The following is a 13626-nucleotide window of genomic DNA, read 5'->3' as shown; positions in this document are numbered from 1 at the left end:
CATGAACGACTTCGACTTCTTCGCCGGCACCTGGGACGTCACCAACCGTTGGCTCGCGGACTTCCTGGACGCGGACAGCGGCTGGGAGGTGTTCCCGGCGGTGTCCCGGGCCACGCGGCACTTCGACGGCGCCGCGAGCTTCGACGAGATCGAGTTCCCGACGAAGGGGTTCGCGGGAATGACCCTGCGCCTCTACGACCCCGAGCGCGAGCAGTGGACCCTCAACTGGGCCAGCCGCCGGACCGGGACGCTCTTCCCGCCCGTCACGGGAGGGTTCGACGCGACGACGGGTACGGGCGTCTTCGAAGGCGAGGACACCTACGAGGGCAAGGCGGTCCGGGTGCGCTTCGTGTGGTCGCGGACGGGCGCGGGGACGGACTCCCCGCGCTGGGAGCAGCTCTTCTCGGCCGACGGGGGCGCGAGTTGGGTCCACAACTGGACGATGGACTTCAGCCGGCGGGCGGTCGAGGGCGCTGCCGGCTGAAGAGGGCGGCCGTCAGAGCTGACCGAGCAGCCCGAGCGGCCCGAGCGCCGCGCCGAGCCCGCTCGGCCGCTGCTCCACCGGCAGGTGTGCGACCAGCCGGACCGGGCACCCCAGCGCCGCGGCCCCGGCGTCCGCGACGGCGTCGTCACCGACCATGAGCACGTCCGCGGGCACCGCCCCGAGGGCCTCGCAGGCGACCCGGAACAGGCGGGGATCGGGCTTCTGGACTCCGTGCTCGAAGGACAGCGCGTACGCGTCGACGAACCGGTCGACCCCGTGGGCGCGGAAGACGGGGCGCAGGTCCCAACCGATGTTGCTGACGACGGCTACGGGGACGCCCCGCTCGTGCAGGGCGGCGAGCGTGGCGGCGGTATCGGGGTAGGGCCACCAGGCCGCGGGCGTCCAGCTCCGGTCGTAGAGGGCGTCGGCCAGCTCCGGGGAGGGCAGCGGCACCTCCCGGGTGAGGGCCGTGTAGGCGGCCCGGTGCTGCTCGGGGCTCAGGTCCCGCTCCCGCCACAGGGGCTCCAGCCGGGCCGGCAGCCGCTGCGGCGAGGCTCCGCCGGGCAGGGCGCCCGCTGCTTCGAGCAGGGCGGCCAGGGCGGTGAGTTCGGCCTCGGGCAGGTCGATGCCGGTGTCCGTCAGGACGGCACGCAGCCAGTCCTCGGTGGGCTCGACGCGGAAGAGGGTGCCGGAGAAGTCGAACATCACGCCTTTGAGGGAGCCCGCGAGCAGGCCTTCGTCCCTGTGCGGGTCCCGGTCCATGCCGCCGTCCCCGCCCCTGCCGCCGTCCCGGTCGATGTCGCCGTCCCCGCCCATGCCCATCTCCCCGTCCCTGCAATCGTGTCCGGCCTTGACGGGGATCCTCGCCGCGGTCGTACGCCCCGCGCAAGCGGATCCGGTGCTCGCGGCGGGCGTCGGCGATGTCGTCCTCGTCAGCCGCGCGTCCAGCGGAAGTCGACCTCCGGGTAGCGCGGGGAGGGGCTGTTCAGCAGGGGGGACGGCCGGCCCTTCAGGAACCGGTCGAGGGTCAGGCGGGTGTAGGTCCGGATCAGTTCGGTCGAGCGGGCCGGGTCCAGGGTTCCGAGCAGTTCGGCGTACAGGTCGGGCGGCCAGGACTCCGCCAGGCCGCCGGGACCGGCGAAGTGCGGCAGGTCGGTGTAGGTGAGGTGCCCGGTGTCGCGCACCCGCAACTGGCGTCCCCATCCGCGCTGGTGCTCGCGCCAGCGCCGCCAGGTGTCGTGGTCCTCCAGTGCGGTGAGCAGCAGGTACGGGCGGTCCAGCCCGAGGTCGGCCACCGGCGAGCCGAACAGGGCTCCGTCGAGGCCGACCCCGACGGCGAAGCGGCCGTCGACGCGCAGGAGTTCGGCGGCCGCGGCCCCGCCCATGGAATGTCCGACGACGCCGATCCGGTGCGGGTCCGCGCAGGGTGACCGTCGCCGACGGGTCAGGGTCGTGGCCACGAACCGCAAGTCGCCGACGCGGGTGGTGATTTCGAGCCGTTCCTGGCGGTCCCAGTCGTCCGACTCCTCGGGCAGCACGCTGAGGACGGTCCGGCCGTCGGGGAACTCCACGACCGCGGCGTCGTAGGTGTGGTCGATGCCCGCGACCAGGTACCCGTACGAGGCGAGCTCCTCGGCCAGGGCCGTGCAGTTGCTGCGGCCGCCCTTGCGCCCGTGCCCCAGCAGCACCAGCGGCAGCGGCCCCGGCACGGGCGGGGCGCCGGTCCGGGCGTGCGGGCGTACGGCCCCCAGGGTGCCGGGCTCGAGGGGCAGGCCCGTCTCCAGGGCGGCGGCGACCCGGCCCGTGGTGTACGGGGCCCGGCGGAAGCCGGCGGTGGTGAGCGCGGGGTACCAGAGCTGGACCATGAGTTCGCGCGGCCGGCGGTCCGGGGCGAGGGGGTCGTCACGGTCGTGGTCGACCAGGTGCAGGTCGACGGTGCCCACCGGCCGCCGGGAGGTGGGGGCGGGGAGCTCGATGACCTGCCCTCCGTACCGGTGCCCGGCGGCGAGCGCGGGCGCGGAGGGCAGGGCGGCCGCCCCCGCGCTCAGACCGGCGAGAACGAGCAGGGACCGGCGCGTGACCATCTACCACCCCGAGGGAACAGTGTGCGGAAGGACCTCGCTCACCCTAGAAGGTCTGGACCAATCTTCCTAGGGGGTGAACGCCGCCGCACCCGTCCGCGGTGCGCACCCCTCGCCGCCCAAGTCCCCTTCTTTCCGCCCTTGTTCCCTTCCTCAAAAATAAATGCAAGCACGCTTGATTGTTTTCCTGGCGGCTGCCACGCTTCCCCTCACGCCGAGAAGGGGAGCGCACCCGTGCCCGATCCGTCCGCTGTCGAGAACGTCCCCGCCGTCCCCACCGTGTTCGCCGTCTTCGCGGACCTCCGCGAGGAGGGCCGGGACCTCGACTCGCTGGTCGGGGAACTGCCCGACCCCGACTGGGCGAAGCCCACGCCCGCGCCCGGCTGGAGCCTCGCCCACCAGATCGCCCACCTGCACTGGACCGACCGGGCGGCGCTGCTCGCGCTCACCGATCCCGCCGCTTTCGCGGGGCTGGTCGAGGAGGCGCTGAAGGCACCCGACTCCTTCGTCGACGCGGGTGCCGAGACCGGCGCCGCACTGGCCCCCGCCGAGCTGCTCGCCCGCTGGCGGGAGGGCCGCGCGGCCCTCGACGGGGCCCTCGCCGCGGCCTCTCCCGACGCCAAGTTCCCCTGGTACGGGCCGCCGATGAAGGCCGCGTCGATGGCGAGCGCCCGCCTGATGGAGACCTGGGCGCACGGCCAGGACGTGGCGGACGCGCTCGGGGTGCGCCGGACACCGACGGCCCGGCTGCGGCACGTGGCACGGATCGGCGTACGGGCGCGGGACTACGCCTACGCGGTACGGGGCCTGCCGGCGCCGGCGGGGGAGTTCCGGGTGGAGCTGACGGCTCCGGGAGCCCCGGGCGAGGTGTGGACGTACGGTCCCGAGGACGCGCCGCAGCGGGTCACCGGCCCGGCGCTCGACTTCTGCCTGCTGGTGACGCAGCGCGCCCACCGCGCCGACCTGGCGCTGACGGCGTCCGGCCCCGACGCCGACGGCTGGCTCGACATCGCCCAGGCCTTCGCGGGCCCGGCGGGCCCGGGCCGCACGCCGGGGGCCTCCCGATGACCCGTCGCCCCCTCCTCATCGGCAACGCGTCGGGCTTCTACGGAGACCGCTTCGACGCCCTGCGCGAGATGCTGACGGACGGCCCCCTCGACGTGCTGACCGGGGACTACCTGGCCGAGCTGACCATGCTGATCCTTGGCCGCGACCGGCTGAAGAACCCGGAACTCGGCTATGCCAAAACCTTCCTGCGCCAGCTGGAGGAGTGCCTCGGCCTCGCCCACGAGCGGGGCGTACGGATCGTCGTGAACGCGGGCGGCCTGAACCCGGCGGGACTCGCCGGAGCGGTCCGCGCGCTGGCCGCGAAGCTGTCGGTCCCGGTCGTGGTCGCCCACGTGGAGGGCGACGACTTGATGCCGTACGCGCTGCCGTCGGGTGAGGGCGCGCTCACGGCGAACGCCTACCTCGGCGGCGCCGGGATCACGGCCTGCCTGCGGGCGGGCGCGGACGTGGTGGTGACCGGCCGGGTCACGGACGCCGCGCTGGTCAGCGGGCCCGCGGCCTGGTGGTTCGACTGGGCGCCGGACGACCACGACCGGCTGGCCGGGGCGGTGGTGGCGGGCCACGTACTGGAGTGCGGCACCCAGGCCACGGGCGGCAACTACGCCTTCTTCACCCGGCACGACGTGTCCCGCCCGGGATTTCCGCTGGCGGAGATCGCGGAAGACGGCTCGTCGGTCATCACGAAGCATCCGGGCACGGGCGGCGTCGTCTCCGTCGGTACGGTCACGGCTCAACTCCTCTACGAAACCCAGGGAACCCGCTACCTCGGCCCCGATGTGACGGCCCGCCTGGACACGGTCCGGCTGGCGGAGGCGGGCGCGGACCGGGTCCGGATCTCCGGTGTCCTGGGGGAGGTCCCGCCCGGCACCCTGAAGGTGGGCGTGACCCGCATCGGGGGCTGGCGCAACGAGGTCGTCTTCGTCCTGACGGGCCTGGACATCGACGCGAAGGCCGGGCTGGTACGGGCGCAGTTGGCCGAACTGCTCGGGCCGGTCTCCTCCGTCTCCTGGACCCTGTCCCGTACGGACCACGCGGACGCGGAGACGGAGGAGACCGCGAGCGCGCTGCTCCGCCTGGTTGTCCGGGACGAGTCCCCCGACCGTGTCGGCCGCGCTCTGACCTCGGCGGCCATCGAACTGGCCCTGGCCAGCTACCCCGGCTTCCACGTCACGGCCCCACCGTCCCCGGCCCAGCCGTACGGAGTCTTCACCGCGACCACCCTCCCCTCGGGCGAGGTCCCCCACACGGCGGTCCTCCCGGACGGCACGAGGCTGCGGGTGGGTGCGGACGGTGGCCCTGCGGGGCTGGTCCCCTCCCCACCCTTCGCCCGTTCCCCGGGCTCCGCCCAGACCCGCGCCTCAAGCGCCGGCGGGGCTGAACCATCCCCGCCGGAGTCCCCTCCGGCCCCTCCGGCGTTCGAGGAGCGGGGGTCCGGGGGCGGAGCCTCCGCAGGGGCCGGGGCGGAGCCCCCGGTTTGGGGAAGGGGCGGGGTGGGGGAAAGCCCCGCAGGGCCCACCACTCCGGAGACTCAGGCTCCGACGGCGCCCGCCGCCCCCACCCGCCGGGTGCCGCTGGGCACCCTCTTCGGGGCCCGCAGCGGAGACAAGGGCGGGGACGCCAACGTCGGGGTGTGGGCCGAGACCGGGCCCGCCTGGGAGTGGCTCCGCACCACCCTCACCGTCGAAGCCTTCAAGGCGCTGCTCCCCGAGGCGGCCGCACTGGAAGTGGCCCGCGCCGAACTCCCGAACCTGCGCTCCCTCAACTTCACCGTCACCCGGATCCTCGGCGACGGCGTGGCCTCCGGCCACCGCTTCGACCCCCAGGCCAAGGCCCTCGGCGAATGGCTCCGCTCCCGCCACGTGGACATCCCCGAAGCCCTGCTGCCACCGCCGGCGGACGCTCCCGCGGCGGTGCCGCCACGGCCGGTGGACGCTCCCGCAGCGGTGCCGCAACCGTCGGCGGACGCTCCCGCGGCGGTGCCGCCACGGCCGGTGGACGCTCCCGCAGCCCGGCCGCAACCGTCCGCGCAGCCCCCCGCCGAGCCCCCCGCAACCACCACCCCGGAGGGGACCCCGTGACCCGCATCAAGAGTGCCGTCGACCCGCTCGCCCCCGAGCACGCGCAGGCCCGTACCGCCGCCCTGGAGCGCCTCGCCGAGCTCGACGCCGCGCACGCCGCCGCCCTCGCCGGCGGCGGCGAGAAGTACACGGCCCGCCACAAGAGCCGCGGCAAGCTCCTCGCCCGCGAGCGCGTCGAGCTGCTCCTCGACCCGGACACCCCCTTCCTGGAGCTGTCCCCGCTCGCCGCCTGGGGCAGCGACTACCCGGTCGGCGCCTCCATGGTCACCGGCATCGGCACCGTCGAGGGCGTCGCATGCCTGATCACCGCCAGCGACCCCACGGTCCGCGGCGGCGCGTCCAACCCCTGGACACTCAAGAAGGCCCTGCGGGCCAACGAGATCGCCCGCCAGAACCGGCTCCCCTGCATCAGCCTCGTCGAGTCCGGCGGGGCCGATCTCCCCTCCCAGAAGGAGATCTTCATCCCGGGCGGCGCCATCTTCCGCGACCTCACCCGGCTCTCCGCCGACGGCGTCCCCACCATCGCCGTCGTCTTCGGCAACTCCACCGCCGGAGGTGCGTACATCCCCGGCATGTCCGACCACACCATCATGATCAAGGACCGCTCCAAGGTGTTCCTGGGCGGCCCGCCGCTCGTCAAGATGGCCACCGGCGAGGAGAGCGACGACGAGTCCCTCGGCGGAGCCGACATGCACGCCCGGACCTCCGGCCTCGCCGACTACTACGCCCTCGACGAGCACGACGCCATCCGTCAGGCCCGCCGCGTCGTCGCCCGCCTCAACCACCGCAAGGCCCAGGCCGATCCGGCGCGCGCCGAGGAACCCCTCCACGACCCGGAGGAACTCCTCGGGATCGTCCCGGCCGACCTGAAGACCCCCTTCGACCCCCGCGAGGTCATCGCCCGGATCGTCGACGCCTCCGATTTCGACGAGTTCAAGCCCCTCTACGGCACCAGCCTGGTCACCGGCTGGGCGAGCCTGCACGGCTACCCGGTCGGCATCCTCGCCAACGCCCAAGGGGTGCTGTTCAGCGCGGAATCGCAGAAGGCGGCCCAGTTCATCCAGCTCGCCAACCAGCGCGACATCCCGCTCCTCTTCCTCCACAACACCACCGGCTACATGGTCGGCAAGGAGTACGAGCAGGGCGGCATCATCAAACACGGCTCGATGATGATCAACGCGGTCTCGAACTCGAAGGTCCCCCACCTCTCCGTCCTCATCGGCGCCAGCTACGGCGCCGGCCACTACGGCATGTGCGGCCGGGCCTACGAGCCCCGCTTCCTCTTCGCCTGGCCCAGCGCCAAGTCCGCCGTCATGGGTCCCGCCCAGCTCGCCGGCGTGCTCTCGATCGTGTCCCGCCAGTCCGCGGCCGCGAAGGGACAGCCCTACGACGAAGAGGCCGACGCTGGCATGCGTGCCTTCGTGGAGGCGCAGATCGAGTCCGAGTCCCTGCCGATGTTCCTGTCCGGACGGCTGTACGACGACGGGGTCATCGACCCCCGCGACACCCGCACCGTCCTCGGCCTGTGCCTCTCGGCCGTCCACAACGCCCCCGTCGAGGGCGCCCGTGGCGGCTTCGGCGTCTTCCGGATGTGAGCCCGCACATGACTCTGAACACGCCCCACCCCACGAACCTGACCTCCCTCCTGGTCGCCAACCGCGGCGAGATCGCGGTCCGCGTCTTCCGCACGGCCCGCGCCCTGGGCCTGGACACCGTCGCCGTCCACTCCGACCCGGACGCCGACGCCCTGCACGTCCGCGCGGCCGACGCGGCCGTCCGGCTGCCCGGCGCGGCCCCCGCCGACACCTACCTGCGCGGCGACCTGGTCATCGCGGCCGCCCTCGCGGCGGGCGCCGACGCCGTCCACCCCGGCTACGGCTTCCTCTCCGAGAACGCCGACTTCGCCCGCGCCGTGCGCGCCGCCGGGCTCACCTGGGTCGGCCCGCCGCCCGCGGCCATGGAGGCCATGGCCTCCAAGACCCGGGCCAAGGAGCTGATGCGCGCCGCCGGGGTCCCGCTGCTCGACCCCGTAGACCCGCACGCCGCCACCGCAGCCGACCTCCCGCTGCTCCTCAAGGCCGCCGCGGGCGGCGGCGGCCGCGGGATGCGGGTGGTCCGCGACCTCGACTCCCTCAAGGAGTCCCTCGAAGCCGCCTCCGCCGAGGCCCTCTCCGCCTTCGGGGACGGAGAGGTCTTCGCCGAGCCCTACGTGGAGCGCGGCCGCCACGTCGAGGTGCAGGTCCTCGCCGACTCCCACGGCACGGTGTGGGCGCTCGGCACCCGCGACTGCTCCCTCCAGCGGCGCCACCAGAAGGTCATCGAGGAAGCCCCCGCGCCCGGCCTTCCCGAGGCCCTGCGCACCACGCTCCACGAGGCCGCCGTGGCCGCCGCCCGCGCGGTCTCGTACGAGGGCGCCGGCACGGTGGAGTTCCTCGTCACCGCCGACGGCCGCCCGTACTTCCTGGAGATGAACACCCGCCTCCAGGTGGAACACCCGGTCACCGAAGCCGTCTTCGGCCTCGACCTCGTCGCCCTTCAGCTACGGATCGCCGAGGGCGCGGCCCTGCCCCTGGACCCCCCCACCCCCGCCGGACACGCCGTCGAGGCCCGCCTCTACGCCGAGGACCCGTCCGCCGACTGGCGCCCGCAGACCGGTGTCCTGCACACCCTCGACGTCCCCTCCACGGTCCGCGTGGACACCGGTTTCACCGACGGGGACACCGTCTCCGTCCACTACGACCCCATGCTGGCCAAGGTCGTCGCCCATGCTCCGACCCGCGCCGAGGCGGTCCGCGCCCTGGCCCACGCCCTCGCCGGAGCCCGGATCCACGGGCTGATCACCAATCGCGAGCTCCTCGTACGCTCCCTGCGGCATCCGGAGTTCGCGGCGGCCCGGCTCGACACCGGGTTCTACGAGCGCCACCTGACCGCCCTCACCGAGGCCACCCCGGACGACCGGGCCCCCGTACTCAGTGCGCTCGCCGCCGCCCTCGCCGACTCCGCCCCCGAGCCGGACGCCCCGCTGGCCACCCGCCTCGGCGGCTGGCGCAACCTCCGCTCGCAGCCGCAGAGCCGCCGGTACACGGCGGCCGGGACCGAGTACGAGGTCCGCTACCACCCCTCGCGCAGCGGCCCCCCGGAACTCATCGACCACCCCGGTGTGCGGGTCCTGTCCGCCGCGCGCGACGCGGTGACCCTCGAAGTGGACGGCGTCCGGCGGCTGTTCCACGTGAAACAAAAATCGAACACGACCTACGTGGACTCCGTGCTCGGCTCCCGCGCCCTGACCCCCGTCCCCCGGTTCGAGGACCCCCAGGACCGCACCGAACCGGGCTCCCTGCTCGCCCCCATGCCCGGGACCGTGGTCCGGGTCGCCGAGGGCCTCGCCGCCGGCAGCCCCGTCACCGCCGGGCAGCCCCTGCTCTGGCTGGAGGCCATGAAGATGGAGCACCGCATCCTCGCGCCCGCCTCCGGCACGCTCACCGCGCTCCACGCCGTCACCGGCCAACAGGTCGAATTCGGCGCCCTGCTCGCCGTAGTCCAGGAGGAAGCATGAGCTCCACCCCCGGCACCACGACGCTCGAATCCGAAGAACACCAGGCCCTGCGCGCGGCGGTCGCCGCCCTCGGCCGCAAGTACGGGCGCGAGTACCTCGCCCGCATCGCCCGGGAGGGCGGCCACCCCGACGAACTGTGGTCGGACGCCGCCAAACTGGGCTACCTCGGAGTCAACCTCCCGGAGGAGTACGGCGGCGGAGGCGGCGGCATCGCCGAACTCTCCATCGTGCTCGAAGAACTCGGCGCCGCCGGCTGCCCGCTCCTCATGATGGTCGTCTCGCCGGCCATCTGCGGCACGGTCATCGCCCGCTTCGGCACCGAGGACCAGAAGCGGGCCTGGCTCCCCGGCCTCGCCGACGGCACCCGCACCATGGCCTTCGGCATCACCGAACCCGACGCCGGCTCGAACTCCCACCGCATCACCACCACCGCCCGCCGCGACGGCGACGACTGGATCCTCACCGGCCGCAAGGTCTTCATCTCCGGCGTGGACATCGCCGACGCCACCCTCATCGTGGGCCGCACGGAAGACGCGAGGACGGGCAGTCTCAAGCCCTGCCTGTTCATCGTCCCCCGCGAGGCATCCGGTTTCGGGTACACCCCCATCGACATGGAACTCCAGGCGGCGGAGAAGCAGTTCGAGCTGGTCCTGGACGACGTGCGTCTCCCCTCCTCCGCGCTGGTCGGCGACGAGGACGCGGGCCTGCTCCAGCTCTTCGCGGGCCTCAACCCCGAGCGGGTGATGACCGCCGCCTTCGCCATCGGCATGGGCCGCTACGCCCTCGCCCGGGCCGTCGACTACGCGAAGACCCGCCAGGTCTGGAAGGCCCCGATCGGCGCCCACCAGGCCATCGCGCACCCCCTGGCGGCCGCCCACATCGACCTCGAACTGGCCCGCCTGATGATGCAGAAGGCGGCCCACCTGTACGACGCCGGGGAGGACATGGCGGCGGGGGAGGCCGCGAATATGGCGAAGTACGCGGCGGGGGAGGCGTGCGTCCGGGCGGTGGACCAGTCCGTCCACACCCTGGGCGGCAACGGCCTCACCCGCGAGTACGGCCTCGCGGCCCTCATCGTCGCCTCCCGGGTGGCCCGAATAGCCCCGGTCAGCCGCGAGATGATCCTCAACTTCATCTCCCACCAAACCCTGGGCCTCCCCAAGTCCTACTAGCCCCGCCGGCACCTTCCCGACGCACCTCTCGCACCGCTGCGCCGGACTCCGTCCGGCGGTGGCTGGTCGGGGTGCTCGCCACGGCCGTCCCGGCGCGGGGCGGGTGGGCGGGTGCGGGTGGGTTGGCCCTGCGGGGCCGGGTCCCCTACCCGCCCTTCGCCCGTTCCCCGGGGCTGCGCCCCGGACCCCCGGGCCGGGCACTTTCAGCCTCGCCGGCGTTTGAGGCGCGGGGTCCGGGGCGGAGCCCCAGGGGGTCCGGGCGCAGCCCGGTACCCCTTCCCAGCCGGTCCGGCGTTTGAGGACCGGGTCAGGGCAGCGCCCTGGGAACGGTGGAAGGGCGGGTAGGGGACTTCCGCCCCGCGCAGCGGCAAAGGGTCGCAGCGGGGACTTCCGCCCCGCGCAGCGGCACACCCGCAGCCGGGGCTGAGGGGGCCTCGCCCCCCGGCCGGGCCGGCCGAGCCAGCCCACCCGAGCCCGCCGCAGGCGGCCTGCATACCCTCCCCGGAGGGGATCCCGACCGAGCCGACCACCCCCTCCGGAGGAGACATGCCCCGACTGGTCCACGCCGCGCGAACGCCCGGCCTCACCACCCTCACCCTCGACTCCCCGGCCAACCGCAACGCCCTCTCCGCCCCCCTGGTCCAGGAACTCCGCACGGCCCTCGCCACCGCGGCAGCGGACGGGTCCACCCGGGCGGTCGTCCTCACCCACACCGGCACCACCTTCTGCGCCGGCGCCGACCTCAAGTCCCCCTGCGACCCGGCGGACTTCCTGGCCCTGCTCCGGGAGATCGCGGAGCTCCCCGTGCCGGTCGTCGCCCGCGTCACCGGCCACGTCCGCGCGGGCGGCCTCGGCCTGCTCGGCGTCTGCGACATCGCCGCCGCCGGGCCGGCGTCCACGTACGCCTTCACGGAGACGCACCTCGGTGTCGTCCCGGCCGTGATCTCCGCGCCGCTGCTCCCGCGCCTGGACCCCCGCGCCGCCGCCCGCTACCTCCTGACCGCCGAGGTCTTCGACTCCGCCGAAGCCACCCGCATCGGCCTGCTCACCCTCCACGGCGCGGATGCCACGGACGCCGAGGGCCTCGACAAGGTCCTGGCGCCCGTCCTGGAAGGCCTCCGCAAGGCCGGCCCCGAGGCCCTGGCCGCGACGAAACGGCTGGTCACCGCCCCAGTACGGGCCGCCCTGGAGCGGGACGGCGCCGCCCTCGCCGAGCTGTCGGCCCGGCACTTCGCCTCCGCCGAGGCCCGCGAGGGCATCAGCGCCCGCTTCGAGCGACGGGAGCCGTCGTGGCTGCGGTGACCACAGAGAGCGGGCCCAAGCAGGCCCGCAGCCGCGTGACCCGCCGCCATCTCCTGGACGCGGCCGTCTCCTGCCTCGCCGAACAGGGCTGGGCCGGCTCCACCGTCGCCGTGGTCGCGGAGCGCGCCGGCGTCTCGCGCGGAGCGGCCCAGCACCACTTCCGCACCCGCGAGGAACTGTTCACGGCGGCCGTCGAGTACATGGCCGAGGTGCGCTCCACCGCCCTGCTGGACCTGTTCCCGCACGGCGGCGCCGCCGCGGCCCGCGCCGACGTGGTCGGAGCGCTCATCGACCTGTACACCGGTCCGATGTTCCGCGCCGCGCTCCAGCTGTGGGTCGCGGCCTCCCACGAGGAGCAGCTGCGGCCCCGCGTGGCCGAGCTGGAGGCCCGCGTGGGCCGCGAGACCCACCGCATGGCCGTGGAACTGCTGGGCGCGGACGAGTCCGTACCGGGCGTACGGGAGACCGTGCAGGGCCTGCTCGACATGGCCCGCGGCCTGGGCCTGGCCAACGTCCTCACCGACGACACCGCCCGCCGCGCGCGGGTGGTCGCCCAGTGGGCGCGGATCCTCGACTCGGAACTGGGCTGACGGGACGCGAAGGGCGCCGCACCCCGAGGGGATGCGGCGCCCTTCGTCACGGCGGCGGCCCTGTGCGGGGGCAGCCGGCGCACGGCGTGATCAGGCGGTGGAGGCGATGTCCTCGAAGCCCGCGATCTCGCGCGGGTTGCGCACGCCCGGCCCGGTGTAGCGGGCCGAGGGGCGGACCAGGCGGCCCGTGCGCTTCTGCTCCAGGATGTGCGCGGACCAGCCGGCGGTACGGGCACACGTGAACATCGAGGTGAACATGTGCGCCGGGACCTCCGCGAAGTCCAGCATGATCGCGGCCCAGAACTCCACGTTCGTCGCGAGCACCCGGTCGGGACGGCGCGCGTGCAGCTCCTCCAGGGCGGCCTTCTCCAGCGCGGCGGCCACCTCGTAGCGAGGGGCGTCCAGCTCCTTGGCCGTACGCCGCAGCACGCGGGCGCGGGGGTCCTCGGCGCGGTAGACGCGGTGGCCGAAGCCCATCAGCCGCTCGCCCTTGTCCAGGGCCTTCTTCACGTACGCCACGGCGTCGCCGGTGCGCTCGATCTCCTCGATCATGCCGAGGACGCGCGAGGGCGCCCCGCCGTGCAGCGGCCCGGACATGGCGCCCACCGCCCCGGACAGCGCGGCCGCGACATCGGCACCCGTCGAGGCGATGACGCGCGCGGTGAAGGTCGAAGCGTTCATCCCGTGCTCGGCGGCCGAGGTCCAGTAGGCGTCGACGGCCTTGACGTGGCGCGGGTCGGGCTCGCCGCGCCAGCGGATCATGAACCGCTCGACCACGGATTCGGCCTTGTCGATCTCGCTCTGCGGGACCATCGGCCGTCCCTGGCCGCGCGCGGACTGGGCGACGTACGACAGCGCCATCACGGCCGCCCGCGCCAGATCGTCGCGCGCGGTCCGCTCGTCGATGTCGAGCAGCGGTTTCAGACCCCACACGGGGGCGAGCATCGCGAGCGCGGACTGCACGTCGACCCGGATGTCACCGGAGTGCACCGGGATCGGGAAGGGCTCGGCGGCCGGCAGTCCGGGGTTGAAGGCACCGTCGACCAGCAGGCCCCATACGTTCCCGAAGGAGACGTGGCCCACGAGGTCTTCGATGTCGACGCCCCGGTAGCGCAGCGACCCACCCTCCTTGTCGGGTTCGGCGATCTCCGTTTCGAACGCGACGACTCCCTCGAGACCGGGTACGAAGTCGGACATCAGGCGGCTCCTCAAATAGTGCGAACACGCGCGGCTCCCGGCGTGATTCGCGGTCCGGCGCGGTCATCCCCGTTGATGCCCGGCACGGCCGATGGTCA

11 protein-coding genes are annotated in these 13626 nt (G+C 74.1%); 8 read left to right on the top strand and 3 right to left on the bottom strand.

Annotated elements, in window-relative coordinates:
* Position 1 precedes the first annotated feature (1 nt).
* The gene (locus tag ACFYYB_RS38105) at positions 2 to 484 is read left to right on the top strand and encodes a hypothetical protein (RefSeq protein WP_389442499.1); all 483 of its coding nucleotides are present in this window, start codon (positions 2 to 4) and stop codon (positions 482 to 484) included.
* 12 nt (positions 485 to 496) lie between these two features.
* Here the strand turns inward: ACFYYB_RS38105 and ACFYYB_RS38100 are convergent, their stop codons facing one another.
* Together ACFYYB_RS38100 and ACFYYB_RS38095 are read right to left on the bottom strand one after the other, a co-directional pair.
* Positions 497 to 1246, bottom strand: a complete 750-nt coding sequence (locus ACFYYB_RS38100; protein ID WP_389442903.1) for an HAD family hydrolase — start codon at positions 1244 to 1246, stop codon at positions 497 to 499.
* A 170-nt stretch (positions 1247 to 1416) separates the two neighbouring features.
* On the bottom strand, positions 1417 to 2568 hold the full coding sequence (locus ACFYYB_RS38095) for an alpha/beta hydrolase (RefSeq protein ID WP_389442496.1): 1152 nt from the start codon (positions 2566 to 2568) through the stop codon (positions 1417 to 1419).
* 231 nt (positions 2569 to 2799) lie between these two features.
* Between ACFYYB_RS38095 and ACFYYB_RS38090 the strand changes: the two genes are divergently transcribed.
* The 7 genes from ACFYYB_RS38090 to ACFYYB_RS38060 all read left to right on the top strand — a co-directional run bounded on the left by ACFYYB_RS38090 (position 2800) and on the right by ACFYYB_RS38060 (position 12331).
* On the top strand, positions 2800 to 3633 hold the full coding sequence (locus ACFYYB_RS38090; protein ID WP_389442493.1) for a TIGR03084 family metal-binding protein: 834 nt from the start codon (positions 2800 to 2802) through the stop codon (positions 3631 to 3633).
* Positions 3630 to 5711, top strand: coding sequence for an acyclic terpene utilization AtuA family protein (locus ACFYYB_RS38085; protein ID WP_389442490.1), 2082 nt, complete (start codon positions 3630 to 3632; stop codon positions 5709 to 5711). The genes ACFYYB_RS38090 and ACFYYB_RS38085 overlap by 4 nt, the downstream gene beginning before the upstream one ends.
* On the top strand, positions 5708 to 7306 hold the full coding sequence (locus tag ACFYYB_RS38080; RefSeq protein WP_389442488.1) for an acyl-CoA carboxylase subunit beta: 1599 nt from the start codon (positions 5708 to 5710) through the stop codon (positions 7304 to 7306). The genes ACFYYB_RS38085 and ACFYYB_RS38080 overlap by 4 nt, the downstream gene beginning before the upstream one ends.
* Positions 7307 to 7314: 8 nt before the next feature.
* The gene (locus tag ACFYYB_RS38075) at positions 7315 to 9267 is read left to right on the top strand and encodes a biotin carboxylase N-terminal domain-containing protein (RefSeq protein WP_389442486.1); all 1953 of its coding nucleotides are present in this window, start codon (positions 7315 to 7317) and stop codon (positions 9265 to 9267) included.
* Positions 9264 to 10439: an acyl-CoA dehydrogenase family protein gene (locus ACFYYB_RS38070; protein ID WP_389442484.1), complete on the top strand. Its 1176-nt coding sequence runs from the start codon at positions 9264 to 9266 to the stop codon at positions 10437 to 10439. The genes ACFYYB_RS38075 and ACFYYB_RS38070 overlap by 4 nt, the downstream gene beginning before the upstream one ends.
* Before the next feature lie 546 nt (positions 10440 to 10985).
* Complete coding sequence (locus ACFYYB_RS38065) at positions 10986 to 11741, top strand: enoyl-CoA hydratase family protein (RefSeq protein ID WP_389442482.1); 756 nt, start codon at positions 10986 to 10988, stop codon at positions 11739 to 11741.
* Positions 11738 to 12331, top strand: coding sequence for a TetR/AcrR family transcriptional regulator (locus ACFYYB_RS38060; protein ID WP_389442479.1), 594 nt, complete (start codon positions 11738 to 11740; stop codon positions 12329 to 12331). The genes ACFYYB_RS38065 and ACFYYB_RS38060 overlap by 4 nt, the downstream gene beginning before the upstream one ends.
* A gap of 90 nt (positions 12332 to 12421) precedes the next feature.
* Here ACFYYB_RS38060 and ACFYYB_RS38055 read toward each other — a convergent pair whose 3' ends face one another.
* Positions 12422 to 13528 carry a citrate synthase 2 gene (locus ACFYYB_RS38055; RefSeq protein ID WP_389442476.1) on the bottom strand — a complete coding sequence of 369 codons (1107 nt, stop codon included), beginning with the start codon at positions 13526 to 13528 and terminating at the stop codon, positions 12422 to 12424.
* Positions 13529 to 13626: the final 98 nt, after the last annotated feature.

This window comes from Streptomyces sp. NPDC002886, assembly GCF_042888445.1.
In the GTDB taxonomy this organism is placed as follows: domain Bacteria; phylum Actinomycetota; class Actinomycetes; order Streptomycetales; family Streptomycetaceae; genus Streptomyces.
The sequence above is the reverse complement of the archived record's forward strand: the minus strand, read 5'-3'. Positions and strand labels throughout refer to the sequence as shown.

Bases quoted from the DNA above. Each gene is read 5' to 3' on its own strand.
- ACFYYB_RS38075 (WP_389442486.1), top strand. From the start codon at position 7,315: ATGACTCTGAACACGCCCCACCCCACGAACCTGACCTCCCTCCTGGTC.
- ACFYYB_RS38070 (WP_389442484.1), top strand. From the start codon at position 9,264: ATGAGCTCCACCCCCGGCACCACGACGCTCGAATCCGAAGAACACCAG.
- ACFYYB_RS38065 (WP_389442482.1), top strand. From the start codon at position 10,986: ATGCCCCGACTGGTCCACGCCGCGCGAACGCCCGGCCTCACCACCCTC.
- ACFYYB_RS38085 (WP_389442490.1), top strand. From the start codon at position 3,630: ATGACCCGTCGCCCCCTCCTCATCGGCAACGCGTCGGGCTTCTACGGA.
- ACFYYB_RS38095 (WP_389442496.1), bottom strand. From the start codon at position 2,568: ATGGTCACGCGCCGGTCCCTGCTCGTTCTCGCCGGTCTGAGCGCGGGG.
- ACFYYB_RS38100 (WP_389442903.1), bottom strand. From the start codon at position 1,246: ATGGACCGGGACCCGCACAGGGACGAAGGCCTGCTCGCGGGCTCCCTC.
- ACFYYB_RS38105 (WP_389442499.1), top strand. From the start codon at position 2: ATGAACGACTTCGACTTCTTCGCCGGCACCTGGGACGTCACCAACCGT.
- ACFYYB_RS38055 (WP_389442476.1), bottom strand. From the start codon at position 13,528: ATGTCCGACTTCGTACCCGGTCTCGAGGGAGTCGTCGCGTTCGAAACG.